25 protein-coding genes are annotated in these 24302 nt (G+C 63.5%); 10 read left to right on the top strand and 15 right to left on the bottom strand.

Annotated elements, in window-relative coordinates; translation table 11 throughout:
- Window positions 1-34 precede the first annotated feature (34 nt).
- The 9 genes from EHF33_RS16145 to EHF33_RS16105 form a co-directional block, all read right to left on the bottom strand.
- The gene (locus EHF33_RS16145; RefSeq protein WP_124874010.1) at window positions 35-343 is read right to left on the bottom strand and encodes a ubiquitin carboxyl-terminal hydrolase 14; all 309 of its coding nucleotides are present in this window, start codon (window positions 341-343) and stop codon (window positions 35-37) included.
- Window positions 344-478: 135 nt separating this feature from the next.
- Window positions 479-1456, bottom strand: coding sequence for a DUF5996 family protein (locus EHF33_RS16140; RefSeq protein ID WP_124874008.1), 978 nt, complete (start codon window positions 1454-1456; stop codon window positions 479-481).
- Between the two features lie 95 nt (window positions 1457-1551).
- Entirely contained in the window at window positions 1552-2157 is a 606-nt protein-coding gene (locus EHF33_RS16135) for an NADPH-dependent FMN reductase (protein WP_124874006.1), read from the bottom strand.
- 24 nt (window positions 2158-2181) lie between these two features.
- Window positions 2182-2571 (bottom strand): luciferase domain-containing protein, encoded by a 390-nt coding sequence (locus tag EHF33_RS16130; RefSeq protein ID WP_124874004.1) that lies wholly within the window; start codon window positions 2569-2571, stop codon window positions 2182-2184.
- Window positions 2572-2576: 5 nt separating this feature from the next.
- Entirely contained in the window at window positions 2577-3122 is a 546-nt protein-coding gene (locus tag EHF33_RS16125; protein WP_124874002.1) for a hypothetical protein, read from the bottom strand.
- Window positions 3123-3330: 208 nt separating this feature from the next.
- Window positions 3331-6018, bottom strand: a complete 2688-nt coding sequence (locus EHF33_RS16120; RefSeq protein ID WP_124874000.1) for an ATP-binding protein — start codon at window positions 6016-6018, stop codon at window positions 3331-3333.
- Between the two features lie 132 nt (window positions 6019-6150).
- Window positions 6151-7488: a LysR family substrate-binding domain-containing protein gene (locus EHF33_RS16115; protein ID WP_164473572.1), complete on the bottom strand. Its 1338-nt coding sequence runs from the start codon at window positions 7486-7488 to the stop codon at window positions 6151-6153.
- Window positions 7489-7544: 56 nt separating this feature from the next.
- Entirely contained in the window at window positions 7545-8246 is a 702-nt protein-coding gene (locus EHF33_RS16110; protein WP_420889967.1) for a tetratricopeptide repeat protein, read from the bottom strand.
- Window positions 8247-8333: 87 nt separating this feature from the next.
- Window positions 8334-10259: an ATP-binding protein gene (locus tag EHF33_RS16105; protein WP_124873994.1), complete on the bottom strand. Its 1926-nt coding sequence runs from the start codon at window positions 10257-10259 to the stop codon at window positions 8334-8336.
- Window positions 10260-10491: 232 nt separating this feature from the next.
- Here EHF33_RS16105 and EHF33_RS16100 point away from each other — a divergent pair, with 232 nt between their 5' ends.
- The 6 genes from EHF33_RS16100 to EHF33_RS16075 all read left to right on the top strand — a co-directional run bounded on the left by EHF33_RS16100 (window position 10492) and on the right by EHF33_RS16075 (window position 14354).
- Window positions 10492-10950: a carboxymuconolactone decarboxylase family protein gene (locus EHF33_RS16100; protein ID WP_124873992.1), complete on the top strand. Its 459-nt coding sequence runs from the start codon at window positions 10492-10494 to the stop codon at window positions 10948-10950.
- 139 nt (window positions 10951-11089) lie between these two features.
- Window positions 11090-11800: an alpha/beta fold hydrolase gene (locus EHF33_RS16095; protein ID WP_206431640.1), complete on the top strand. Its 711-nt coding sequence runs from the start codon at window positions 11090-11092 to the stop codon at window positions 11798-11800.
- Between the two features lie 30 nt (window positions 11801-11830).
- Window positions 11831-12673 carry an alpha/beta hydrolase gene (locus tag EHF33_RS16090; protein WP_124873990.1) on the top strand — a complete coding sequence of 281 codons (843 nt, stop codon included), beginning with the start codon at window positions 11831-11833 and terminating at the stop codon, window positions 12671-12673.
- Between the two features lie 57 nt (window positions 12674-12730).
- Window positions 12731-13495, top strand: a complete 765-nt coding sequence (locus EHF33_RS16085) for an alpha/beta hydrolase (protein ID WP_124873988.1) — start codon at window positions 12731-12733, stop codon at window positions 13493-13495.
- Between the two features lie 30 nt (window positions 13496-13525).
- A complete protein-coding gene (locus tag EHF33_RS16080; RefSeq protein WP_206431639.1) occupies window positions 13526-13843 on the top strand; it encodes a hexameric tyrosine-coordinated heme protein in 318 nt (105 codons plus the stop codon).
- A gap of 100 nt (window positions 13844-13943) precedes the next feature.
- Window positions 13944-14354 (top strand): hypothetical protein, encoded by a 411-nt coding sequence (locus EHF33_RS16075; protein ID WP_124873986.1) that lies wholly within the window; start codon window positions 13944-13946, stop codon window positions 14352-14354.
- 286 nt (window positions 14355-14640) lie between these two features.
- Here EHF33_RS16075 and EHF33_RS16070 read toward each other — a convergent pair whose 3' ends face one another.
- Entirely contained in the window at window positions 14641-15159 is a 519-nt protein-coding gene (locus EHF33_RS16070) for a hypothetical protein (RefSeq protein ID WP_124873984.1), read from the bottom strand.
- 37 nt (window positions 15160-15196) lie between these two features.
- On the opposite strand from EHF33_RS16070, the gene EHF33_RS16065 reads away from it, so the two are divergent.
- From EHF33_RS16065 to EHF33_RS16055, 3 genes are all read left to right on the top strand, one after another.
- Window positions 15197-16423 carry a flavin-containing monooxygenase gene (locus EHF33_RS16065; RefSeq protein ID WP_241191347.1) on the top strand — a complete coding sequence of 409 codons (1227 nt, stop codon included), beginning with the start codon at window positions 15197-15199 and terminating at the stop codon, window positions 16421-16423.
- 365 nt (window positions 16424-16788) lie between these two features.
- A complete protein-coding gene (locus EHF33_RS16060) occupies window positions 16789-17760 on the top strand; it encodes an aldo/keto reductase (protein WP_124873982.1) in 972 nt (323 codons plus the stop codon).
- Window positions 17754-18674 carry an NAD-dependent epimerase/dehydratase family protein gene (locus tag EHF33_RS16055; protein ID WP_241191346.1) on the top strand — a complete coding sequence of 307 codons (921 nt, stop codon included), beginning with the start codon at window positions 17754-17756 and terminating at the stop codon, window positions 18672-18674. The genes EHF33_RS16060 and EHF33_RS16055 overlap by 7 nt, the downstream gene beginning before the upstream one ends.
- A 353-nt stretch (window positions 18675-19027) precedes the next feature.
- Here the strand turns inward: EHF33_RS16055 and EHF33_RS16050 are convergent, their stop codons facing one another.
- Complete coding sequence (locus EHF33_RS16050; RefSeq protein ID WP_124873980.1) at window positions 19028-19744, bottom strand: VIT1/CCC1 transporter family protein; 717 nt, start codon at window positions 19742-19744, stop codon at window positions 19028-19030.
- A gap of 272 nt (window positions 19745-20016) precedes the next feature.
- On the bottom strand, window positions 20017-20754 hold the full coding sequence (locus tag EHF33_RS16045) for an MIP/aquaporin family protein (protein WP_124873978.1): 738 nt from the start codon (window positions 20752-20754) through the stop codon (window positions 20017-20019).
- A gap of 245 nt (window positions 20755-20999) precedes the next feature.
- On the opposite strand from EHF33_RS16045, the gene EHF33_RS16040 reads away from it, so the two are divergent.
- Window positions 21000-22229, top strand: a complete 1230-nt coding sequence (locus EHF33_RS16040; RefSeq protein WP_124873976.1) for a glycosyltransferase — start codon at window positions 21000-21002, stop codon at window positions 22227-22229.
- Between the two features lie 58 nt (window positions 22230-22287).
- Here EHF33_RS16040 and EHF33_RS16035 read toward each other — a convergent pair whose 3' ends face one another.
- The 3 genes from EHF33_RS16035 to EHF33_RS16025 form a co-directional block, all read right to left on the bottom strand.
- Window positions 22288-22755, bottom strand: coding sequence for a glycosyl-4,4'-diaponeurosporenoate acyltransferase CrtO family protein (locus EHF33_RS16035; protein WP_124873974.1), 468 nt, complete (start codon window positions 22753-22755; stop codon window positions 22288-22290).
- Between the two features lie 396 nt (window positions 22756-23151).
- Complete coding sequence (locus EHF33_RS16030; protein ID WP_124873972.1) at window positions 23152-23655, bottom strand: Rieske (2Fe-2S) protein; 504 nt, start codon at window positions 23653-23655, stop codon at window positions 23152-23154.
- A gap of 30 nt (window positions 23656-23685) precedes the next feature.
- Window positions 23686-24279: a ferric reductase-like transmembrane domain-containing protein gene (locus EHF33_RS16025; RefSeq protein WP_124873970.1), complete on the bottom strand. Its 594-nt coding sequence runs from the start codon at window positions 24277-24279 to the stop codon at window positions 23686-23688.
- Between the last annotated feature and the right edge of the window lie 23 nt (window positions 24280-24302).

Below are 24302 nucleotides of genomic sequence, written 5' to 3'. Positions count from 1 at the left end.
CAAAGAACGCAGTACAGAGGGGGCGATCGTCACGTCATCGGGGCGTCACATGCCAGTCACCGCTCCACAGCGCTCCGGTGCCGGGTTCCATCGTGAGTTCGTCGACATAGCAGTAGAGCCAGTCCTCGCCGGGCTCGGCGCTCTGAACCAGCGGATGCCGTGTGGCGTGAAAATGGGCGGTGGCGTGCTTGTTTTTGCTGGAATCGCAGCAGCCGACATGTCCGCAGATCAGGCACAGGCGCAGGTGAATCCAAGTGTCGCCCAGTTTCAGGCATTCCTCGCAGCCATCGGCGCTGGGTGTCACGGAGCGGTCAATTTGATCGAGGTGCGTGCAGGTCATCATGGGTGAAGCCTCCAGCGGCGGAGTGCAGTGGTCTTGGGCACCAGCCTTGACGCGTTGCCACGCTCCATCTTGTCTGGTGCGGAGATGTTCAGCAGATTGGTTTTTCGCAGAGCGGCAGCTCCACTCTGGGAAAATTCAGGTTTGGTGGTGGCTTGCGCCTTGCCCAGAAATCACCTGCCGTACCGTCGCAGCGGGCCAGGGCGTGTAGTCCAGCGCCACGCGGTTCCAGCGGCCCAACTCCGCCGCCGCCACGTAGGTGCTTTGCAGGAACTCCAGCAGCGCCGCGTCCGGGTCCGCCGCTAAGCGCACCGTCTCGTAGGGCAGGATGAACTCGCCCAGCCCCGCGTGATACACCGCCCCCACCGGACCCACCCGCGCCGTTTTAAAGCCGGGCGGCTCAGGATAGGCGTAAGCGTAGAACGCCGCCTCCCCCAGTCCGGTGCCTGGCCAGAACCCCGCGCTCGATAGCTCGTGGGAGTAGGCTTCTTCCATCACCCAGTCCGGGCAGTGGGGAACGCCGCCGGGATACTTTGGGGCCGTGCGACCAGAAAAGCGGGTCACGGCCAGATCGAAGGCCCCCCAGAAGAAATGCACCGGGCTGACCTTGCCACAAAACCCCGCCCGAAAGACATTCAGCACGCGGTGGACGCTCAACAGGGCCTGCCAGTAGCGCGTCACGGCCTCAGGGTCATAGGCCGCGTGCTGCTCGTCTTCAGGAAACGCCAGGATGGGATCGGGCAGTTCGGTGGGGCTGGGCCAGATCTCGACGCCCAGGCCGAGTTCGTCCAGGGTGTCCATCAGCGTCTGATAGAACCCGGCGACTCTTAAACCCTGGAGAGCAAAGGATCGGCGCTCTCCCGCTCCCGTCACCACCAGGAGGCAGTGACGCCGGAAATCGAACTCGATCTCGAAGGCCCCGTGCGGGTGGTGGATGAGGCCGGTAGTCAGGCCGCGGGCACTGAGGCTCAGCGTGAGATGCCAGGAATGGTTGACCCAGGGGGTCAGGGCCAGACGAACCTTGCCGACGATCTGGGTCCACAGGTGCACGGTCTCCAGGGTGTCCTGCCAGGGGGCGAGCGGGAGCGGCGGCCAGGCGTCGTGATTTGAAGTCATGCGTCCTCCAGAGCGTGTACCCAGCAGAGCATTCCTCTGCAGCCTCGTCCTGCATCGCCCAGAACAAAAACCAGGAGCGCCGCTACAGACAAGGCTCAAGCAGGGGTCAGATTCGCTTGCTCCGTGGTCACCGGGGGACGGCCCACCCGGTGGGTCCAGGCAGCCAGCGCCACCAGCAGGCCGTGGACGAAGGTCCGGGTCGCTTCATCGACAAGGTGGCCCTCCGCATCAAACTTGCCGGTGGCGTTGGCCACCAAGACTTCGGGCTGAGACAGCACCAGGGCGCTGGGGAAAACCAATGTCTGCCGGAGGTGCGCCTGGGCGCGGGCGGTGCCCCAGGTGTACGGACTGGCACCCATGATCGCCACCGGCAGGCCGCTGAGTGGCTGGTGCTGGGGCGGGCGTGAGGCCCAGTCCAGCGCATTCTTGAGGACGCCGGGAACGCCGTGGTTGTATTCGGGTGTGGAAATCAGCAGGGCGTCAGCGGACCACAGTGCATCCCGGAACGCTTGGACAGCGGGTGGGGCGGCCTCCGTGTCGATGTCTTGGTCATACAGCGGCAGCGGCGCGAGGTCAAAGATGTCGAGCGTCACGCCGCCTGGGCACAGCTCCCGTGCGGCGGCCAGCAGGGCGCGGTTGTACGAGGCGCGGCGCAGGCTGCCTGCGATGCCGAGAAACTTGAGGGGGGTGGGCTGGGTCATATCCGTTCTCCTTAAATGTGATTCTCAAACCTGAGTCGAAAGGGGCGAATCCATACTTGGATAAGCTATTCGCTGCCGTTGACCGGCCTGGCACTGCCACGCTTCCCGCAGCAGCCTCGCTGCCAGCGCAAGATCGGCGGGGTGGTCGAGGGTCAAGATGATCCACGGCGCATCCGGGTTGTCGTGGTGAGGGCGAACCAGTCCTTGCTGAATCAGGGTGTCCCGCACCGCAACGGAGCAGGCGAGACCCACCACACCGCTGCGGTGCAGATGCCCGATCAGGAGGCCCTGATGGAAAACGCCCTCCTGACCGTAAGCGTAGGGGCTGATCTGAACGTACTTCAAGCTGAGGGCTGTGCGGCGCAACTCCTCCAGGGCCGAGTCGCACGGCCCGCTGTGATCTGGGATCGTCATGGCGATCAGGGCAGTGCGGGCCGCGCCGCCGTGGACGCACCGGGCCAGTACGGCAGCGGATCGCTGGCGAGAAAGGTCTCTTCCAGTGCCTCGTCCAGATCCACCTCACGCGGTTCGGTGCCGGGTTCAGCCTCGGGCAGGTCAGCGCTGTTGATCCGGTTGTTCTCCGGCAGTAGATCAGGAAAAAAAAGCTCTAGGCGGCCTCCTCCCGCATGCTGCTGGACTTCCTCCACGGCGCGCAGCAGCCGTGAAGCCACCTGGACGAACGCACTGGGCGTCAGCGGGATCAGGGCCACCACTGAAACGGCGGCGTTGATCCCCCGCCCTGCTGTGCGCAGGGCGGCGAACGCGATGGGCAAGCGGTGCGCTTCTTCGAGCACAAACAGTTTCGCGCTGGGTTCGCACAGCGCCGCGAGCTGCTGGGCCGCGTCACTGCCCACATCCAAGCTCAGGAATGCCTCGGCCTGGATGTGGGCGACGAGATGCAGATCTTCCGTCGGCCCGGTTCGCAGCATCCACGTTTCCGGCGGGGTCAGGGAGCGGCCTCTCATGGTCGCCGCTGCACGGTAGGACAGGGACGAGCAGGCAGCGCAGACGAAGTGTTCATCTTAACCTCCAGTAAAGTGGCCTATTAAACGGGCCAATGGTCACGCTCCTGACCCCGAATGATCAGTGCTGCACAGAGGTTCGCACTGACCCCGTGTCCTGGCCGTGTCCGGCGGTCAGCTCTATAAATGGAGCACTTGCGGCAACTCCGAATCAGGGTTGAAGTTCCAGCGCATACGCCACCGCCTGCTCCAGCGTCATGGCGTGGCCCTCGTTCCAGGCGTCGGCAAAGCTCATTTCACCTAACGCGGTGCGGATGGGCGTCAGTTCCTTCCCGAACTCACTCCATTCGTCAGCAGTTAAGCTTACATTGAGCGCCTTGCGTTGAGCTTCAGTTGCGCCCCACAACACAGCTGCGCGGCGTACGTTTTTCTGCCTTGCAAAGACGAATCCAAAACCCTCCAGAGCGTCTGGAATCAGTGAGTAGTGCCCTGTTTCAAGAAGCCCTTTCAGGGCCTGGGTGAGGTAATCCGCTGACAGCACCTCGTTGTTCAGTTTCTGGTGCAGGGTCGCCAGGTTGATCAATGCGGCCTCGACATCTCCACCCAACTCACGCTTCAACCGAAGGGATTCTTCAAAGGTGTTCCGGGCACCGCTGAAATCTTTGAGCTGCATCTGAACAGCCCCGAGATTATTCAGACTGGACGCGACACCCGCCTGTTCTCCAGTCACGCGAAATTCTTCCAACGCCCGCCGGTAGTAATCACGTGCTGCTTGAAGATCGCCGAGACCGGACGCAACCAAACCCAGATGCAGCGCGGTCAGTGGAACGACTCCTCCACGTGACTCGGTGAGTGCCAGCGACGCCTCCAACTGCCGTTTGGCTGCGGCGTAGTCATGCATATTGCGGGCCATTTCACCATCCGCGTGTAGTGCTTGCTCAAGAGCTTCAGGGCCAAGGTCACCACGCGAGAGGCCCAGCGCATACCACCGCCGGGCCTCATGTGTTCTCCCTGTCCTGATCCAGAAATTCCGAAGCTTGCTGACGCAGTGCAGGGCCACCTCCGCCTGCCCGCGCTCAAACCAGCGCGTCAGCGCTCCCCGAATATTCTCTACATCGTCATCCATGCGCTCCAACCAGTGCCTGCTGTCCTGATTCTGTCGGATGGCCGTTTGGAACTGGTGACAGACACCCAGGACATACCCTCCACGTGCACTGAGTGTTCGTTCCTCGTCTTGGGCCTGCCCCGCCAGCCGCTCGCGGGCGAACTGCTGGAGCAGTGCGTGAATGTCATAGCGGCCATGCTCAGCCACCCGGATCAGCGACTTATCCACCAGGGCCGCGAGCAGCGGCAGGTTTGTTCCAGCCACTGCGCCTGCCGCCTCGCGGGTAAAGCCGCCGCGAAACACCGAGAGCCGGGCGAAGGTCTGCGCTTCGGCAGGAGTCAAACGCGCCCAGGTCTGCTCGAACACGGCCCGCACGCTGTGATGCCGGGCGGGGATATCTTCTCCTGCCGCTTCCAGAAAGTCCAGACTGCGCCCGATCTCTCCGGCAATCTCAGCAGGCGACATCAATTTCACCCAGGCGGCAGCCAGCTCCAGCCCCAGGGGGGAGCCGCCGACGAGTTCCCCGATGCGGCGTACCGGAGGGAGATCATCTGGCGTCAGGTCAAAGCTCAAACGGGCACGTTTGGCCCGCTGCGCGAACAGGTGGACAGCCTCGGTCTCACGCGCCGCCTCAAATGATGTATTGACCTCAGGCAGGCCCAACCCGCTCAGGGTCAGCGCCCACTCCTCCTCCAGACCCAGCCGCTCGCGGGAGGTGACCAGTAGCTTGATCCTCGGACACGCCAAGAGCAGCGTGGTCAGGTACGGTGCGCCTACCAGCAGGTGTTCGGCGCTGTCTAGAACGATCAGAATGGGCCGCACACCCAGCGCCGAGAGCAGCGCTTCAAAGGGCGGCTGCTCGGCGGGCAGGATCAGCCCCAGGGCGTCGGCGATGGATCCCGGCAGTGAAGCCAGAGAAGCAGTGGCCTCCAGCGAGACGAAGACCACCTCCCCCTGTTGCTGCGCTACCTCCAGCGCTAGCCGGGTCTTGCCAATCCCGCCTGGCCCCACCAGGGTCAGTAGGCGCACTTCGGGGCGAGCGAGTGAACGCAGAATCTCGGCGCGTTCTTTCGCGCGCCCCACGAACGATGTGCCGCGCAGGGGCAGGCCTGGACGCACCAGTGCTGCCGAAAGTTCCGACTTGAACAGGGTCTGACGCGCCTCTTCCAGCGTCAACGTCAGCTCGATCTCATAGTCGCGGGCCTGCTGCCGCAGCCGCCCGAACAGCGGACTCTGTCCGGCCAGTAGCAGGGTGAGCAGCCGCGCGAACTGTTCGGGTTCCGGGTCTGCCGCGCCGGGCAGCCAGCAGGCGCGTTCGGCCAGCGTTGCGCCCGCCGCAAAATCGCCCCGCGCCGCCCCACGTTCGGCCAGTGTCATCAGCGCTCCCCGCACCTGAGCGGCGATAAATTCGCGGGTGGCAAAGATCCATTCCTCCAGCTCCACACCTGCGTCCGGCAGATGAACGCCTGCCAGGAACGGCCCGGTGTACAGGTCCACGCTGACCTCCAGTTCGCCCTCGTCCAGATGCGAAAGCACCCTGGAGGCGTCGCAGGTCACGCAGGCCCGCAGGCGATCACCGTCTGCCTCCAGGGTACCGGGCGCTTCCCGCCGCAGCCGACGCAGAGTGGACCGCAGGCTTCCCAGAGGATCGGCGGCCTGACCAAAAAAAACTTCACTTAGAACGTGGCGGGGACGCTCGCCTTCCAGCCCCAGGTAGGCGAGCAGCAGCAGGGATTTGGGCCGCGAATACGCCGCTCCCTGCAATGCCAGTCCCCCCAGAGTTTTTAGGTGCATGACTCATTTTAGGCCCGCCGACTCCCTGGAAGTGTCATGGCCCGGAGCGTAGAGAGCCACGCTCAGCATGCTCTGAACACGCCTTCAACCGGGCGTATCAGGCAGCGGGAGCAGCGCTGTGACTTTTGCAGATCAATCTCTACTCGCGCCAGACGTCCCCAGGGCCAGCACGATCTCGACGAATGCGGCAGCGTGCGCAGAGAGGCGGGTGCGGTGCCAGGCGACTGCGCCGTCCATGACCATCGGCTGCTGATGGTCGGCGTAACGGATGGGTCGCCGGACCAGTCCAGGTAACTCTGCGGGCCATGAGGGCAGGGCCAGGGTGTAGCCGAAGCCTCCCGCCACGAACTGATTGCGCGTTTGTGGAATGGCTCCCTCCAGCAAGCGCGGCGGCACAATGCCGTTCTGGCCCAGCAGCTTCAGCACATGGTCGTGTAGTGGCGGATTGATCGGGCGTGGGTGGATCACCAGCGTCTCACCGGCCAGCGCCGAGAGCGGCACCTCGCGCTGCCGGGCCAGGGGATGGCTGGCGGGCAGCAGGGCGATGTAGGCCTCGCGCCAGAGCAGCGCCCAGGCGATCTGATCATCCTCGATTGGAAGGGTGACAAAGCCCACATCCAGCGTGCCGCGTGTCAGCGCCTCGAGCTGGGCGACACTGAACAGTTCCCTGAAGGAAAGCCTAGCCGATGGATACCGCTCGGCGTAGCGCCGCAGCGCCCTGGGAACCACCGCGTGATTGAGAAATCCATTGGTGCCCAGTACCAGGTCTCCGGCTCCAAGGGGGTCGGCAGTGCTGGGTCTGGGCAACGCAGTCGGCTTGAGCGGCAGCGGGGCGCTGAGCGCACGCTGGGCTTCTGCGACGGACCAACCAGAGGGGCTGAATGGCGGCCTGAGCTGGCCGAGCAGCACGCTCTGCCCGGCGGTCAGGAGGAGCAGCAAGCGCTCGAGGGCCTCGCCGCTGGGTGCGGGGGCACCCGTCAGGGAGTAGGCCTGCTCGGCCAGGCTGCCCGCCTGCGCAAATTCACCCCGCGCTGCCGCACGCTCGCCCAGGGTGACGAGACTCCTCCGCACGCGCTGAGCGATGATGGCGCGGCGGTCATACACCCAGTCTTCGAGCAGCCCGCTCCAATCCGGCAGATGCACCCCGGCCAGAAACGCGCCCGTGTAGAGCGCCACGCCGCCGGGTAAATCACCCGCATCAAGGCAGTTAAGGAGGCGCTGGACGTCGCAGAGCAAGGTGGCCCGCACGCGGCTGCCTTCCGTCTGGACGGCACCGGGTACCTCGCGGCGCAGCCGGTGCAGGGTGGTCCGCAGACTGCCCAATGGATTGACGGCTCGCCTGAAAAATAGCTGACTGAGGTGGGCACGTTCCTGCGGGCCTTCCAGTGTCAGATAACTGAGCAGCAGCAGCGACTTGGAGCGTGAGGAACTCCCCCCTTGCAGCTCCAGTTTCCCAAGCGTCTGTAACACCACACCGTATGTTAACGCCGACGCAGACCAGCCCATTCCCAATTGTGTTCCAAGATCTAATTCGTGTCGCCCTGAACATAAGCCACGGCCTGCTCCAGCGTCATTGTCCGCCCGGTTGTCCAGGCGGCCTCGAAGGCGGCGTCCCGGCAATCTGCCCCGCTGCCCCAGATCCGGCACTGCTCAAGGTGGGGGATATCCAGTGAAATGCGGCGGCCCAGACGCTCTTCGAGGGCCGTGGCCGCACCCAGCAACACGACGCCCCGGTTGCCCTGTCCCAGATCGATGAAGAGGCGTCCGAGGCCCTCGAGCACGTCCGGAATCAGCAGGGAGGAGCCGCGCTCCAGCAGCCCACCCAGCGCGCGGAGAAAATAGGTTTGGGCAGCCTGCAACTCCCCGCGCTGGCGGCAGAGGTCGCCGAGGTTCTTGAGCAGCCCGTCGATGTCGCCGCCGATTTCGAGCTTGTAGCGCAGTGACTGCTCGTAAACGGCCTGCGCTCCGGCAAAATCACCGCTCAGTAACATCAGGCTGCCGAGGTTTTTGAGGCTCGAGGCCAGGCCGTGCCGTTCATTCGCGGCCTGGAAGCCAGCCTTTGCCTGCTCGTACCATCGGCGGGCCTCGGCCAGTTCACCCGTTTCCATGGCGACGTTGCCGAGGTGCAGCCAGGTGATCGGCGAGGCCAGGCCGAGCTGCTCACGCAGCGCCAGGGACGCTTCGAGCCGCCGCCGGGCTTCAGCGTAGTCGCCCATGTCCATCGCCAGTTCGCCCTGGACGGCAAGCGCCTGTTCCCGTACGTCGGGGGGCGTGTCCTGTCCTGCCGCCAGTCCCAGAGAAAGCCAGCGGCGACCTTACCGCGCCCGGCCTGTACGGCCCCAGTAGACCCGCAGCCGGGTCACGCAGCGCAGGACTTCTTCCACTTCGCCCCATTCCAGCCAGGCATTCAACACCACGCGCAGATTGTCGAGTTCCAGCGTGAGGCGCTCCATCCACTGCTTTTCGCCGTGCAAACTCAGAAAGGCCCCGTTGGCGTGCTGGGTCAGCGTCCGGTAAAACCCGGTGTGGGCGAGCTGGGCATGGCGCTTTTCGCGAATATCCTGTCCCAGCCGCTCCCGGGTAAATTGCAAGATCAGGGCGTGCAGGTCGTAGCGTCCCGCGCCCATCACGCGGATCAGGGATTTATCCAGCAGTCGGGCCAGCACCGGCAGGGTGGCTCCCGCCACCTCGCCCGCCGCCTCACGGGTAAAGCCGCCGTGGAACACGGAGAGACGCGCCATCACCGCCTGGTCACCCTCGCTGAGCCGCGCCCAAGTCTGCTCGAAGACTGCCCGCACGCTCTGATGCCGCCGGGGTACACTGGGGCCTTCAGCCTGAAGAAAGTCCAGACTGCGCTGGGTTTCGCGGAAAATCTCGCCTAACGGCATCAGCCGAATCCAGGCGGCAGCCAGTTCGACTCCCAGCGGTGACCCACCGACCAACTCAGCAATCTGCACGATGACCGGCCAGTCCGTTTCACCCGGCATAAAGTCCAGTGAGGCCCGCCTGGCCCGCATCACGAAGAGGTCTACCGCATCTGAGTCCTTGATCTGCTGAATGGACGCGCCCAGCGGCGGCAGATTCAGTCCGCCGATGGTCAGCGCCCACTCCTCTTCCAGGCCCAGCCGCTCACGTGAGGTCAGCAGCAGGGTCAGGTTGGGACAGCCCTGAAGGAGGGTGTGCAGTGCGCCAGCACCGTCCAGCAGATGCTCGACGCCGTCGAGGATGAGCAGCAGCGGCGGCCCCTGCAGGCAGGCTTGCAGCGCGGTCAGCGGCGGCTGATCGTCAGGCAGGTTCAGACCTGCCGCCTGCGCGATCACGCGTGGCAGATCGCGCAGCGCCGCCACCGGCTCTAATGAGGCGAAGGCCACCGCCTGCTGCGCCTGAGCGGTGCGGGCCACCTCCAGGGCCAGGCGGGTCTTGCCGATGCCGCCGGGGCCGACCAGGGTCAGCAACCGAACCTCGGGGCGCGCCAAGGCCCGGACAATCTCGCCGCGCTCCACGCTCCGGCCCACGAACGCTGTGGCCCGCTCTGGCAATCGGAGACGTCCGTCCGTACCCAGACTGTTGACGGCGGTGGCGGCTTGGGCCAGCAGCGACCGTCGGGCGTCCTCAACCGAGTGGCGCAGCTCGAGGCCAAACTCCTCGGCCCGCTGCCGCAAGCGGGTCACCAGTGTGCTGTGTCCGGCAACCAGCAAACAGTCCAGCCGCTTAAAGGTCTCAGATTCCGGTTCAGCCGCGCCGTCCAGGTTCAGGGCACGCTCGGCCAAATCCGCCGCCGTGACGAAACTGCCGTTGGCCGCCTGCCGCTCGGCCAGGGTCAGCAGGGCGCTGCGAATCCGCGCGGCCAGGTACTCGCGGGTCGAATAGACCCACTCTTCCAGCTCGATGCCCCAGTCCGAACTGTGCAGGCCCGCCAGGAACGGCCCGGTGTACAGCGCCGCGCCCTGCTCTAGTTCGCCCGCATCCAGCTGGGTCAGCAGGGCCTGGGCGTCGCAGGTCAGGGCCGTCCGCAAGAAATCACCGTCCGGCTCCAGACTGCCCGGCGCTTCTCGCCGGAGTCGCCGAAGGGTGCTGCGGAGGCTGCCATGCGGGTCTTGGGCCTGACCAAAAAACACCTCGCTCAGGTGACGGCGGTCACGGGCACCTTCCAGGGCCAGGTAGCACAGCAGCAGCAGCGACTTGGGCCGCGCGTAGGTCGCACCCTGGAGTTCGAGTTTCCCCAGCGTCCGGAGATACACCTTTCAGCTTAGATCCAAGTGCGGCAAGGCATGTTCAGCGGACACGCCCAGGACACGCCTCCAAGCCCAAGGTGGCAGACAGGGGCAACGACAACGCCCTCTCCACCGCCACGCCGCCAGGGCACATCTGTTCAACAAGGAGCCACTCATGAACTGTCCAGACCGCGTCCAACCTGCCATTGTGAGCCTTTTCGCAGCAGCGACTATCAGCCGCCAGGGGAGGAGATAAACGGTGGGCGTGCCGATTGATTACGTCCGAATCGAGCCGGGGATCGGCCAAGCCCTGGGGGCACTCCACACCTACGTTCGCAAAACGGCCCTCGATCCCCGGCTCCTCCACCTGATTGACATCCGGGTCTCGCAGATCAACGGCTGCGCCTACTGCCTTGACCTGCACTGTGAGGAGGCCCGCCGAGACGGTGAAGCGCAGCAGCGACTGGATGTACTGGCGGCGTGGTGGGAGACCGAGCTGTTCACGCCAACCGAGCAGGCCGCTTTGAGATTCGCCGAGCACGTCACCCGAATCCCGACGGATAAAGGTACAGACGAGTCGTACGCCCAGCTCAAGGAGCTGTTCAGCGACCAGGAAATCGTTCAGCTCCTCGGCGCGGTCATCGATATCAACGCCTGGAACCGCCTGGCGATCACCACGAGTCGCCAGCCGAAACGCCGGAACACCGCTGGAAGCTGAGGAGTGGGGCCACTGCCGTGTTTGAGAGACACGCCCAGGACACGCGCCCCGGCGCACGCTTCAGAAGCGCGGGGCAGTGGCACCGGCCACACCCGGCGCACAGGGGAGGCGCGACACACATGAATTGGCAGGTTGCCTGGTGACTGAGTCCGGCGTGGGTGAGCCGCTGACCGCCGTACTGGTTCACGGAGCTTTTACGGACGCTTCGAGCTGGGCCGCCGTCACTGACCGGCTCCAGAGTGCCGGGGCCGCCGTGTGGGTTCCGGCCAACCCACTGCGGGGCCTGAATCGCGACGGCGAGTCCATCGCCCGTCTCGTTCGTCAGATTGCGGGGCCGGTGCTGCTGGTGGGCCACGCTTACGGTGGAGCGGTGATCACTCACGCAGGGAGCCGGGCGGGCAACGTGCGCGGTCTGGTGTTCGTCGCTTCCTACGGCCTAGAGCGGGGACAGAGCATCGCCGGTTCAGCGGCAACCTGGCTTACCTCGCTGGAATGGGCGACGGACGCTGCAGATGGAGCTGCGGAACTGCTGATCCCACTGGCCCGCTTCGGGGACATGTTCGCCGCTGATCTGTCTCTCCACCGCCAAGACGTGCTGGCCGTCAGCCAGCGACCCATCGCCGCGGCCGCCTTCACCGAAGTCCTCGGACTTGCACCTGCCTGGAAGTCGCTGCCGTCCTGGTTTCTGATCACCACTGAAGACCGGATGATCCCGCCCGCTGCCCAGTGGACCGCCGCAAAACGTATGGGCGCAACCACGCTGGAAGTGGCCGCCTCACACGCCGTTCTCCTGAGTCAGCCCGAAACCGTGACGGTGTTCATCCTCAAAGCGCTCGCCGCCCTTCGCTAACCCGCCATCACTCACGGTAAGGAGGCTTTTATGACCGCACCCAGAACGCCCGTTCTCTTTATTCACGGTTTGTGGCTGCACCACAGCAGCTGGCAACCCTGGCTCGACCTGTTCCGGTCACGCGGCTACGAACCCGTCGCCCCCGGCTGGCCTGACGAACCCGGCACTATAGAGGAGGCCAGAGCCCAGCCCGAGCAGGTCGCCAACCAGAGCCTGAAAACGGTGGTGGAGTATTTCCGAGAGGTGGCCGCCTCTTTGCCGTCCAAGCCCATTCTGGTCGGCCATTCGTTCGGCGGGTTGATCGCCGAGAAGCTGCTGGGCGAGGATGTCGGCATTGCAGGCGTGGCCATCGACCCGGCCCAGATCAAGGGTGTACTGCCGCTTCCGCTGGCCGAGTTGCGCTCCGGCCTGCCCGCCCTGGGTAACCCGGCCAACATCTCGCGGGCCGTGGCGCTCACCAGCAAGGAATTCAAGTTCAGCTTCGGCAACGCCCTGGAGCAGAGTGAATCTGACGCGTTGTTCGAGCGCTGGACGATTCCTTCCCCCGCCCGCCCGCTGTTCGAGGTCGCGATCGCCAACTTCAATCCGCACGCCGAATCGAAGGTCAACACCCACAACGACGGGCGTGGGCCGCTGCTGCTGATCTCCGGCACGGCCGACCACACTGCGCCGGATGTGGCGACGCGGGCGGCCTTCCGGCTCTACCGCGACTCACTGGCGGTGACAAATCTGGAGACGTTTGAGGGACGTGGGCACGCGCTGGTCATCGATCACGGCTGGCAGGACGTGGCTGAGCGGGTGCTGAGCTGGCTTGAAGAGCAGCATCTGGGGCCGTCCAGTCCGTCCCCAAGACTGGTGGTCGGAACCGACTGACCTGGACTGCGCACGACCGAACCAGATCAATGTTCCCGCCACTCAGGAGGTCTACTCATGAACCGTTCCCGTTTCGCCGCGCTTGCCCTGAGCGCCCTGCTGTCCTCCGCACTGGCTGCACCTGCCGGAGCTGTCAAGAACGTTGTGCTGGTTCACGGCGCATATGCCGACGGCTCCGGCTGGGCCGGGGTCTACCGCATCCTTAGCGCGGACGGCTACACCGTCACGGTGGTGCAAAATCCGCTGACCTCGCTGGAAGACGACGTGGCTGCTGTGAACCGCGCCCTGGCCCGGCAGGACGGCCCGGTGGTGCTGGTGGGCCACTCCTACGGCGGAGCCGTCATCACCCAGGCCGGTGTCGATCCCAAGGTTGTGGGGCTGGTCTATATCGCGGCCTTCCAGCCTGACGTGGGTGAATCGGCCCTGCAGTGGGCGGTCTCGGAGCCGCCTGCGCCGGAGAACGGCACCCTGCCGCCCGACGCCTCGGGGTACTCGTATTACGACGTGGCCAAATTTCATGTGGGTTTTGCCACGGGCCTCTCCGACGAGCAGTCGGCTTTCATGGCCGCGTCCCAGATTCCGGTGGCCGCCAAGGCGCTGGGCACACCGCTGACCCAAGCGGCTTGGAACAGCAAGCCGTCGTGGGGCGTCGTGCCGATGGATGACAAGAGCATCAATCCGTCCATCCAGCGCAAGATGTACGCCCGCTCGAAGACCGACGTGACAGAACTGCCTGGCGGGCACACCATCTACATCGCCCAGTCCCAGGCTGTCGCCGACGTGATTGAGCGTGCAGCGCAGCAGCTCTCGCAGGGCAAGTAATTCTCTTTCGATTGACCAAGGAGATGGTTTATGACCGACATGCAGACGACCCAGACCGCCGCCCAGCCTCAGCCTGCTCCCGCTTCGACCAGTTCATCTGGCTTGGTGCCCGGTAACACCCTCATCACCGCGACGCCTGATGAGGGCCGGGTATTGGCCGTGCGGATGGCCCAACTGATCATCAAATTTACCCAACCAGACGCGAAGGTACGCGAGACCATCCGGCCCGGTTACTCCACCAATGCCGCCGATCTGATCGCCATCACGCACACTGTGGCGCTGGAATTCGCCACCATTGCTGCTGCAAATCACTACTGGCGTCCGTTGGCCAATCTGCCGCAGGGCTGAGTCTGTATGCCTCTTCACTCAGCCAGGAGGCACACCAATTCGGGGCGAAGCTGAAGATAAGTCGTTGGCTTCTCTCCTTCAGCCGCACAGGAGGATCATCATGTCCGTTGACGTTAACCGGGGCCGCTTCGCGTTTTATCCGGAGAACCAGCTCATCGGTGTGACTGCTGGAGAGCAGCCTGCACGCACTTTACTGAACGAACTGGTCGCCTTAGGTATAGCCGAAACGGACCTGAGTGTGTTCTCCAACGAGGCGGGCCTGCGCCTGCTCGACGAAGAGGGTTTCGAGCACGGCTGGCTGGGTCATTTCAGGCGCTGGATTCAATCGCTGACCGACGAGCGTGAGGAGTGGCGCACTTATGGGGAGGCCCTGGCCAGCGGACAGTCTCTGGTTACCTTGCAGATCGACCGTCGGAGCGCCGCTTACCAGGACGCCCTCGACGCCTACCACCGGGCCGGGGCGACCCTGATCCGCTACTTCGGCCCGGCAGTTATCGAGGAAGTTGATTGATCTGACTGCTAGAAAGGCTAGGCGACGCTGCCGGGCGGCGAATTGTCACTCGCCTTAAGGTCAGGTCGTCGGCGAATTGCCCAGTGCATGACCTGGCGGAGTTCTGGCAAGTTGACAGAGGTAGATGAAAAACAGGAAAAGCAGGTGGCCTGATATTCAGGCCACCTGCTGCACAACGGTGTTCCAGCTTCGCGGTGCGGTTCTCAGAGAAAATCGGCAGTCGTTGGCGGGCACCTCAAGCCCTTGACCAGATGCGGGCCGTTCCGGCTGCCTTGCAGGGGCACACTCACCGCACAGTCCGCACTGCCAGAAACACTCCGTTCAAGACCACGATGCTCACCAGCAGCACCCCCCAGACCGCCAACGTATGCTTGAGCGCCGCACCGAAACGCGTGCCGTTCGCCAAACTCAGGCCATGCGCGAAGACGGTGGTACTCGCCACACACGCCACCCCTGCCCACAACGGCACCCACCCCAGCGTCCCCAGCAGCGTTCCGAGAATCACCGGCATCAAGCTCAAGGCACTGATCGACCGCACCTCGGCCAGCAACGTCTCGGCCCCGAACCGGCGACTGAGCCACGTAAAGACCAGCGGAAAGAGCAGCAACGCCAAACTGGCATTCACGATCCCCGACAGGCCACTCAGCACCCACAAGCCCGTGTTGAGGCTTCCCAACCCAGCCGCACGGGCTTCCAGCCCCACGTAGACGCTCACCAACGTATACGCCCCAAAGGCCATTCCGGTCAGGAGATTGCTTTTACTCTGGATCAGATACAACTGATCATCCTCTGGAATCATCATCATGACTCCACCTTAAGCAGGGTCATGGCGCAACACGTCATTGCCCAAGTCGAGTGAATCGAAGATCGCCAAGAAATCCCCGAAGTGCCTCCGACTGCTTTCAGGCCTGGCCCTGATCCGTCAGCAGCGCCAGCAGCACACCCATGTCGGCGTGGTAGCCCGTCCAGACGCTCTGCGCGCCAATCGCCGCTTCAACCTCAGAAAAACTGCCGACGAGCAGGGCTTGCGCCCGCACATCCGCTTCAACACCGAGATGGAGGAGGCCCGCTGGGACGAAGAGGAAGGTTTGTGGCGTATCCGCACCAGTCGGGGCGATTTCACGACCCGCGTCCTGATCTCCGGTCACGGCCCCCTGATCGAGCCGAAATGGCCGGACATTCCGGGGATGGAAGATTTTGAAGGCGAACGCTTTCACTCCGCGCAGTGGAACCATGCTGTGAACCTGAGCGGCAAACGGGTGGCGGTGATCGGCACTGGGGCCTCGGCCATTCAGTTCATTCCTGAAATTCAGCCGCTCGTGGGACAGCTGAGCGTCTTTCAGCGCACGCCGCCTTGGGTGATGCCGCGCATGGACGAGGCCATCACGCCGCGCCGCCGCGAGTTGTTCCGGCGTTACCCAGTGTTTCAGCGCCTGGCGCGTCAGCGGGTGTTCCTGAACGCGGAGGTGAGGCATCTGGGGTTTTCCAACCCGAGGGTGGGCGCACTGATGGAGAAGTTCGGCCACCAGCACCTTGAGGGGCGGGTAGCAGATCCGGAGCTGCGCCGCAAACTGACGCCTGACTACCGTCTAGGCTGCAAACGCATCCTGGTCAGCGACGACGACTACCCGGCCATTCAGCAACCCAATGTGGAACTGGTGACGGAGACCATCACCGAGATTCGCGGCGACGAGATTCTGACAGTGGATGGCCAGGTTCGCGCTTTCGACGTGCTGATCGGCGGCACCGGCTTCAACGCCACGCAGCCGCCGATGGCGCGTCGGATATTCGGGAGAGGCGGCCTGCGTCTCGCGGACGCCTGGGACAGCCACATGGAAGCGCTGCACGGCACGGCAGTCGCTGGATTTCCGAACTTCTTTTTGCTGGTGGGGCCGAACACCGCGCTGGGCCACAACTCCATCGTGTACATCATTGAGGCACAAATCGGGTACATCCTACGGACGCTGAAGTACATGGACGCCGCGCACCTGCTGAGCCTGGAACCTACCCCAGAAGCGCAGCGCGAGTACAGTGACGCCCTGCAAGACAAGCTGCGCGAGTCGGTGTGAGTGAAGGGGGGCTGCACCAGCTATTATTTGGACGCAGGGGGGCGCAACAGCACCCTGTGGCCGGAGCGGACAGCCAACTTCCGGCGCACGCTGGGCCGGTTTGATGCCGCGCTATACCGCGTCCGCCTCAGCCTGCGTCTGCTGCCGCCGCCGCTGAATGGGGGAATCAATCATTGAAACCTTTCCTTCTGATCACGGGGCAAGCCTAATTGCTGGGAACTCCAGGAACTCAGTGAGGACTGACCAGAAGCGGCCTAGCTACTCACCCCTCGCTGCTGAAACCATGAAGACTGTCCCAGGGTGACGCCGCCAGGTCTGCGGGTGTAGCGTCGGAAGCAGATAAAGCATTCAAGGAGGCGTCAATCATGGACTACCGTCATTTAGGCCGCACCGGCCTGCAAGTCAGCCCACTGTGTCTGGGCACGATGAACTTTGGCCCCGAAACCAGCGAACAGGATAGCCACAAGATCATGGACGCGGCACTGGCAAAAGGCGTCAACTTCTTCGACACCGCCAACGTATATGGTCGCCAGCCCGGCGAGGGCGTGACCGAGCAGATCGTGGGCCGCTGGCTGGAGCACAATCCTAGCAACCGTGAGCGCATCGTGCTGGCCACCAAGGTCTACGGGAAGATGGGCGACGGCCCCAACGATCAGAAACTCTCGGCGTACCACATCCGTAAGGCCTGCGAGGATAGCCTGCGCCGCCTCAAGACGGACCATATCGATTTGTACCAGATGCACCATATTCACCGGGCCACTCCCTGGGAAGAAATCTGGCAGGCGATGGAGCAACTGGTGCGCGAGGGCAAGGTGCTGTATGTGGGCAGCAGCAACTTCGCGGGCTGGAACATCGCGCAGGCCAATACGCTGGCCGCCCGGCGCCACTTCATGGGCCTAGTGTCCGAGCAGAGCCTGTACAACCTGTCGGCACGGATGATCGAGCTGGAAGTCATCCCGGCCTGTCAGGCGCTGGGGCTAGGCCTGATTCCCTGGAGTCCGCTGGGCGGCGGCCTGCTGGGCGGGGCTTTGCAAAAAGCCAGTGAAGGCCGCCGCGCCAGCGAGAATATGCAAAAGCAGATCGACAAGTACCGCCCGCAACTCGAGCAGTACGAGGCGCTGTGCAAGGAACTGAGCGAGTCCCCAGCGGATGTGGCGCTGGCCTGGCTACTTCACCAGCCAGCCGTGACCGCCCCGATCATCGGGCCGCGCACCGCTGAGCAACTGGACGGGGCGCTGAAGGCCATCGAGATCAAGCTGAGCGACGAGACGCTCAAAAAGCTGGATGACATCTGGCCCGGCCCCGGCGGACAGGCCCCCGAAGCCTACGCGTGGTAAACGCGACTACCCAGATACATTCAGCAGGGTCACCTCCAACCAGTCCAGTGGTGCTGACCGGTGCGGCAGGCCGGGCCGGACGCGCGGTTCTGAAGCATCTGCTGGAACACGGCTTTGAGGTCATTGCCGTGGACATCCAGCCTATCCTCAAGCCAGACGGCGATTTTCCCGGTTCACTCAAGGCTTCATTACGGGTCGATCTGACCGATCTGGGCCAGACGCTGGAAGTCATGCAGGGGGCGGGCAGCGTGATTCATCTGGCCAATATTCCTGCCCCTGACCTTCAGGCCCCACACCATACTTTTGTGCAGAACGTGACCATGAACCACAGCGTCTTCACGGCGGCCACCCAGCTCGGTCTGGAGCGGGTGGTTTGGGCGTCCAGCGAAACCACGCTGGGCTTGCCGTTCGACGTGCCGCCCCAGTACGCCCCGGTAGACGAGGCGCACTATCCACATCCGGAGTCGTCGTATGCGCTGAGTAAGGTGGTCACCGAGACGATGGCGCAGGATTTCTCACGCCATTCGGGCATTCCCTTCGTGGCCCTACGCTTTTCCAACATCCTGGGGCCGGACGAGTACCGCCGTTTTCCGGAGCTGGCCTGGCCGTCCCTGCACGCCCGTAAGTGGAATTTGTGGGGCTACATTGACGAGCGAGATGCCGCGCTGGCCTGCCATCTGGCTTTGGGTGCCCCGTTGACGGGGGCGAGCAGTTTCATCATCGCTGCCGCCGATACGGTGATGCCAGTGCCTTCACGCACGCTGATGGAGCAGGTCTTTCCGGGGGTGCCGCTGCGTGAATCGCTGGACGGCTTCCAGACCCTGCTCAGCATCGAGTCCGCCCGGCAGCTTCTCGGCTTTGAACCTCAACACCGCTGGCGGGATACGCTGGACGAGTACGGTGCAGACGTTTAGGGCGGGAGGTCATGCAAGTCCTCTCTGCCGTGTCCGAACGCCACATGAGCGTGGTACGGCGGACTGAAGCGCTGGGCCTCGCCGTCTCCGTGGCCCTAAGTCTGGGCACGGCTACACTGGCCCATCCGGGCGTCGAACGGATGACTAATTGTTAGTGCTCGGCCGCATCGCTCTGGCACTCGTACGCGGCCTGACTGAGTGTGACCCAGTGTTATGCGAAGGATCAGGTTCAGATGCACGCCTTTAACGACGGAAGCCAGCCCCTGACACGGCAGGCGGGACGTTGGCAGGCGGCGAACGCCATTTGTGAGACGCACCAGTGAGGCGGCGGTATACATCCAGAGCCGCAGGATCTACACTCTGCCCGAACCGGACACCAGCCTCGCGATCAGGAAGGCCGCGCCGGAAGCCACCGCACCCACGAACATGGTCTGAACGGCACTTTTGAGCACCGACGAACCCGTGAAGCGGCCCTTGAGCGCTCCGAAGGCAAATAGGGCGATGAGGGTCAAGACCACCGACAGCAGCAGCGCTCGACTGAGCGTCAGGTTGAGCGCGTAAGGCGTCAGCGGGATGATGCCGCCCGCGATGTACGCCAGCCCGATGGTCAGGGCTGACCTCAATGCCCGTTTCGGATCCGGTTCCTCTAGGCCCAGTGCTTCTTTCATCATGAAACCGACCCAGGTCGTGCGGTTGCTGGTAATGGCGGTGGTGGCCGCCTCCAGTGCATCGCCGCTCAGCCCGTACTTCTGGAACACGGCCCGCACCTCTCCGGTCTCTGCATCTCTCTTCCCGTCAATTTCCTTCTCCTCGCGGGCACGTTCCGAGATGTAGGACTCGTTTTCGCTGCGGGCCGCCAGGTACCCACCCAGGCCCATGGCAATGCTTCCAGCGGCCATCTCGGCGATCCCGGCGATCGGCACCACATGTCCACTGGCAACTGCGCCCGACAGTCCGGCGGCCAGTGCGAAAGGGACGGTCAGGCCGTCACTCATGCCGATCACGATGTCGCGCACCATCTCCGAGCCGGTGAAATGGGTTTCTCTGTGACTGTTGACCGCTCTGTACATGGGCCTCTGGTGCCAGCGCAGTGGAGCTGATGTGAAAGATGATTCTTCCCTTTGCAAGCTTGGTCGGTCTGATGGTCGGCACCACAAGGCTACGGTGGATTAGGGGAAGATCCGGTGTGCTATTCGACTTCTTGCGAGAGTGTCCGGGGAAGTTGGCAAAAGGAGTTGGCGCGAGATCAGCAGGGGTGACTTGAAATGGCCTCTATTCTATCGGTACAACTGTGAGCGTGGAATTTCCCTATCAACGGCTTCTACGCGGATCGACTGACACATCAAAACTTAACTGAACTGCTCCTCCCCTTTTTCTGCCTGTTCTCCTCCTCCGCCTTACCGTTGGCCGTTTCGGCTTCCTGCGGGTTAAGCGGGCCGCGCAGCAGATAGGTCAGTCCTGTCGCCAACGCACCACCCGCAAACGGCCCCAGCAGATGTGGCCAGGCCGCCAGCACCGTGCCGCTGAACAAAGCGGCGGCCAGCGTGCGGCTGGGGTTGACGCCGATGGTGGAAATGCTGCCCGCCGTGAACAAGCACAGCCCCAGCGTTCCGGCGATCACCAACCCCGCCTGAGAGCCGACCTCGGCCTTGCGCTTGGCGGTGGCCAGAATCACCAGCAACAGCAGCGCGGTGCAGATCGTCTCTAGCTCGAACGCGCCCCAGGGTCTGACCAGCTCATGTGCTTTGGGCAGCGGTACGCAGGCCGCCACCAGCCACACCCCGCCGCAGGCTCCCAGGAACTGCGCTATTAAGTAGCCCGGCACCCGCGCCCACGGAAAGCTGCCACGCACCGCGAAAGCTAAGGTCACAACAGGATTGAAGTACGCCCCGGACAGATCGCTCAGACCGTAGACCAGCGCCAAGATCACCAGGCCCGGCACCAGCGCGTCGGCAGCCAGGGCAGGCAGCACGCCGAGCTGGGCCAGCACCGCTGCACTCAGACTAAAGGTCACGAAGACGGCGAGGCCCAAGGCTTCGGCCAACCAGCGACGCAGCGTGGCCAGGTGGGATTCTGACATTGCAGGGATGCTGCATGTCTCCGGTGGTCAGACTGAACGCTATACGCAGCTTGCAGGTCTGCCCATCCGCATCTACCCTTACACCGCTGCGTTGACCACCGATCTTAAGTGGGCCACCGGGGCGTCAGCTGTCTGACCGAGTCAACGGGTACACTATCCGCTGACGGCCAAAGACACCCACTCCCTTTAGAGAGGCTCTCCTGACCAATATTCTGATCGCCTCACAACCCATCGCTGGACACATCATGCCCCTGGTTCCGATTGTCCGCGAATTACGCTCGCGTGGGCACGCCGTGCGCTGGTATACCGGGCGTAAATACGCTCAGGCAGTGGAGGCTAGCGGCGCTGCCTTTGAGCCTTTCGTCCATGCCCGCGATTATGACGACGCCCATTTCGAGGGCGCGTTTCCAGGCCGGAACGGGCGAGCGGGGCTGCGGCAGATTCAGTTTGATATGGAGCACATCTTCGTCGGGCAGATCGAAGGGCAACTTCAGGACCTGCGGAACGTGGCGCGGAGCTGGCCCCATGACCTCGTGCTGGCCGATCAGACCGTCGCGGCGGCGCTGCTGCACGAAGAACTCGGCGGCCCTCCCTGCGCTCTGCTGGGCGTCTTGCCGCTGGGCATTCCCAGCCGGGAGACCGGCCCCTTCGGCCTGGGTCTCGCTCCGGACGCCTCGGCGCTGGGCCAGCTCCGGAACGGCTTGCTGTCCTGGGCGGCGCAGCGTGTGATCTTTGGCCGCATCTCACGCGAACTGCAAGCGGTCTGCCGCCGCATCGGAGTGCGTTCACGGGATTTTGAGTTCGCGGTTGCGCCTACCCTGATGCTGCAACCCAGCGTACCCGCCTTCGAGTATCCCAGGAGCGACCTGCCCCCGCAACTGCATTTTATCGGCCCGCTGATCCCCGAACCGCCCGCCCGGCCCCTCCCCACCTGGTGGCCGGACGTGCTGGCCTCACAGCGTCCGGTGGTTCTGGTGACGCAGGGAACGCTCGCCACCAACCCCCGGCAGCTCATCATCCCGACGCTGGAAGCGCTGGCGAATGAAGACGTGCTGGTGATCGCAGCAGGTGTGCGGGACGCAGCTGCGCTTGGCCCACTGCCAAAAAACGTGCGGGTCGCGGATTTCGTCCCCTTCTTTCAGCTGCTCCCGCATGTCTCGGCGTACGTGACCAATGGCGGGTACGGAGGCGTGCAGCAGGCGCTGACGTGCGGCGTTCCCTGCGTGGTGGCGGGCAAAAGTGAGGATAAGGCCGAGGTAGCTGCCCGCGTCGCCTACGCTGGGGTGGGCCTTAACCTCAGAACTGACCGCCCCAGCCCGCAGCGGCTGCGCGGAGCGGTACGGACGCTGCTGGAAGACGCACGTTTCCGTGAGCAGGCCCAGAAGCTGAGCGCACACTTGCGTTCCCATGACGCCCCGCGCGAGGCGGCGCAGCTTCTGGAGGCGCTGATTGTGCGGGGAGAGAGAACAATCTGACTCAATCCACAGCAGCAGGTGTAGGGGGGTTCTACCGTTTCCCGAAGTTGCAGATTTGTCAAGACGAGCCTGGAATAACCAGGCGCTGAAGGCGTTCACGGAGGGTGCGCTGAAGCATGACGGGGTAAACGTGCAAAAAAAGGCCAGTGGCCAGCAGCCAGCCTGCCGTGTCCACCTGTCCACGCAAGTTGCTGATCAGTATGAGCATCAGGTTGACCCCGCTCAGCAGGACGTGGCTGAACTCGGCCTCGCGGGTGCGGCGCTCGTAGGGCTGCAGGCTGGCCCGCGTGCCATCAAAACCCTGAGCCTGACGGCGTAGGCGTTCCCAACCCATAACTCTCAGCAAATCTCTGTAGGCGTAGATTCCCAGGCGGCGGTAAAGCGGCGTTTCCCAGGGACGCACCCGGAACCAGTCCACACGCAGCGGTAGCGGCATGGCCCACAGGAGATAAAGTGCCCACCACATCAGCAGCACCTGCACGGTGAGGGCCAGCGGCAGGCCGTGCCAACCGAGACATCGCTGCATCCAGTCACTCGAAGCCAGGACGACAAGTAGGCTGAGCAGGACACCCAGAATACGCGCGATCAGGGCTGCCTGACTGGTTGCATGACGCTCATCCGTAGCAGGCCAAGTGACAAGATCAGCCACGACAACAGGGATGTAAGAGTTGCGCCGCCAAATGCAGCGATCTGCCGCGTCATCCTGTTCATCGTTCCAATACCTGACCGACTGAGGAACGCGCCTGTAAGCGGTAGGAATCGCCTCCATACAATTCTGGCGTAGAGAGAGAAAATCTGCTTGATCGGGGTGGCCATCAGGGTGATCTTAGCAACACGTTGCGTCAACGACTTGGGCAGTTCGTCAGGAAAACACTCAACTTCTCGAAATGCCCACGGATACACTTAACCCGAAAAGCGCAGTTCACCCCGCTTGCGGACGAATCAGTCCAGTGATCCAGACCGACTGATCAGGTCTTACCTGAAGACCGTACTGAGCCAGCGGGTCTGAAGTACGGTGGACATAGCCTGTCGGTTGCCCAGTGGCGAGGTCGTATGCTTGATGATGTTTGGGGCAGGTCATGACCTGATTCTGCGGCGGATCAATCACCACGGTACTGCGGTGTGAGCAGATACGGGAATAGACGGTCAGCCAGACCTGCCCCCGCTTCACGCCGCCTACGATTTGGGTTTTGCTGGCATACAGAATCGCCGGATCACCCGCCACTGACATCAGCTTGAACTCGTCAGCGGCCAGCGTCTCAGTAGGCTTGAGAAGGTTGAGAGGCGCACTCAACGACTGGGCCTGAGCCTGTGACCAGACGGCAGGTACGGCAGCAGCACACAGCAAGCAGCCGATCACGCGCAGAGCGTCGCGGCGGCCCAAGTCAGCTTCTGTCATCTGATCGATCTGTGGAGACTTGAACATATCTTTTCTCCTTGGCGGTGAATCTGTGCTTCAGTTGCGATTAAGCAACTTGAAGGTGAGCGGGCGTTGGTTTAGCAAGCGGCGCATCGGCGGGAGGCGCATCAGCAGCCCGGCCAGCAAAATCAGTGCGAAGAGTTGATACTCGACTTTGATGTGCGGCAGCAGCAACAAGTGGGCGATCAGCAAGCCCACCACCGCATACGAGGCTTGCTGAAGGCGCTTCCAGTTGCGCTTGAGCAGTTTCATCGCCGCTTTGTTGGAGGTCAGCGCCAGCGGCAGCATCACCAGCAGGGCCGCCAGACCCCACAGGTACGAGGGCTTATGAAGAGTTTCGTTCACACTGTCTTGGATGGTGCCCAGATCCACAGCGTAGGCCAGCAAGTGCAGTGCGCCGTAGCCGAAGGCCAGTACCCCCAGAGGGCGTTTGAGTTTGAGCAGCCAGGCCTGACGAATCAGCAAATACAGCGGCGTACACGACATACAACCCACAAACGCCAGCGTGGAGAGGGTTCCAGCCGGGTTCATGATCTCAAACGCGCCGCCCTGATAAGCCCGGAATGCCAGGACTGGCAGGGGCAGCAGACCCAGCATCAGCAGCCAGTAACGTAAAATCCAGTTCTTCATCTCGTCTCCTTGATGGTCTTTCT

Source organism: Deinococcus psychrotolerans, from assembly GCF_003860465.1.
In the GTDB taxonomy this organism is placed as follows: Bacteria; Deinococcota; Deinococci; order Deinococcales; family Deinococcaceae; genus Deinococcus; species Deinococcus psychrotolerans.
This window is presented reverse-complemented; position numbering and strand designations above follow the sequence as displayed.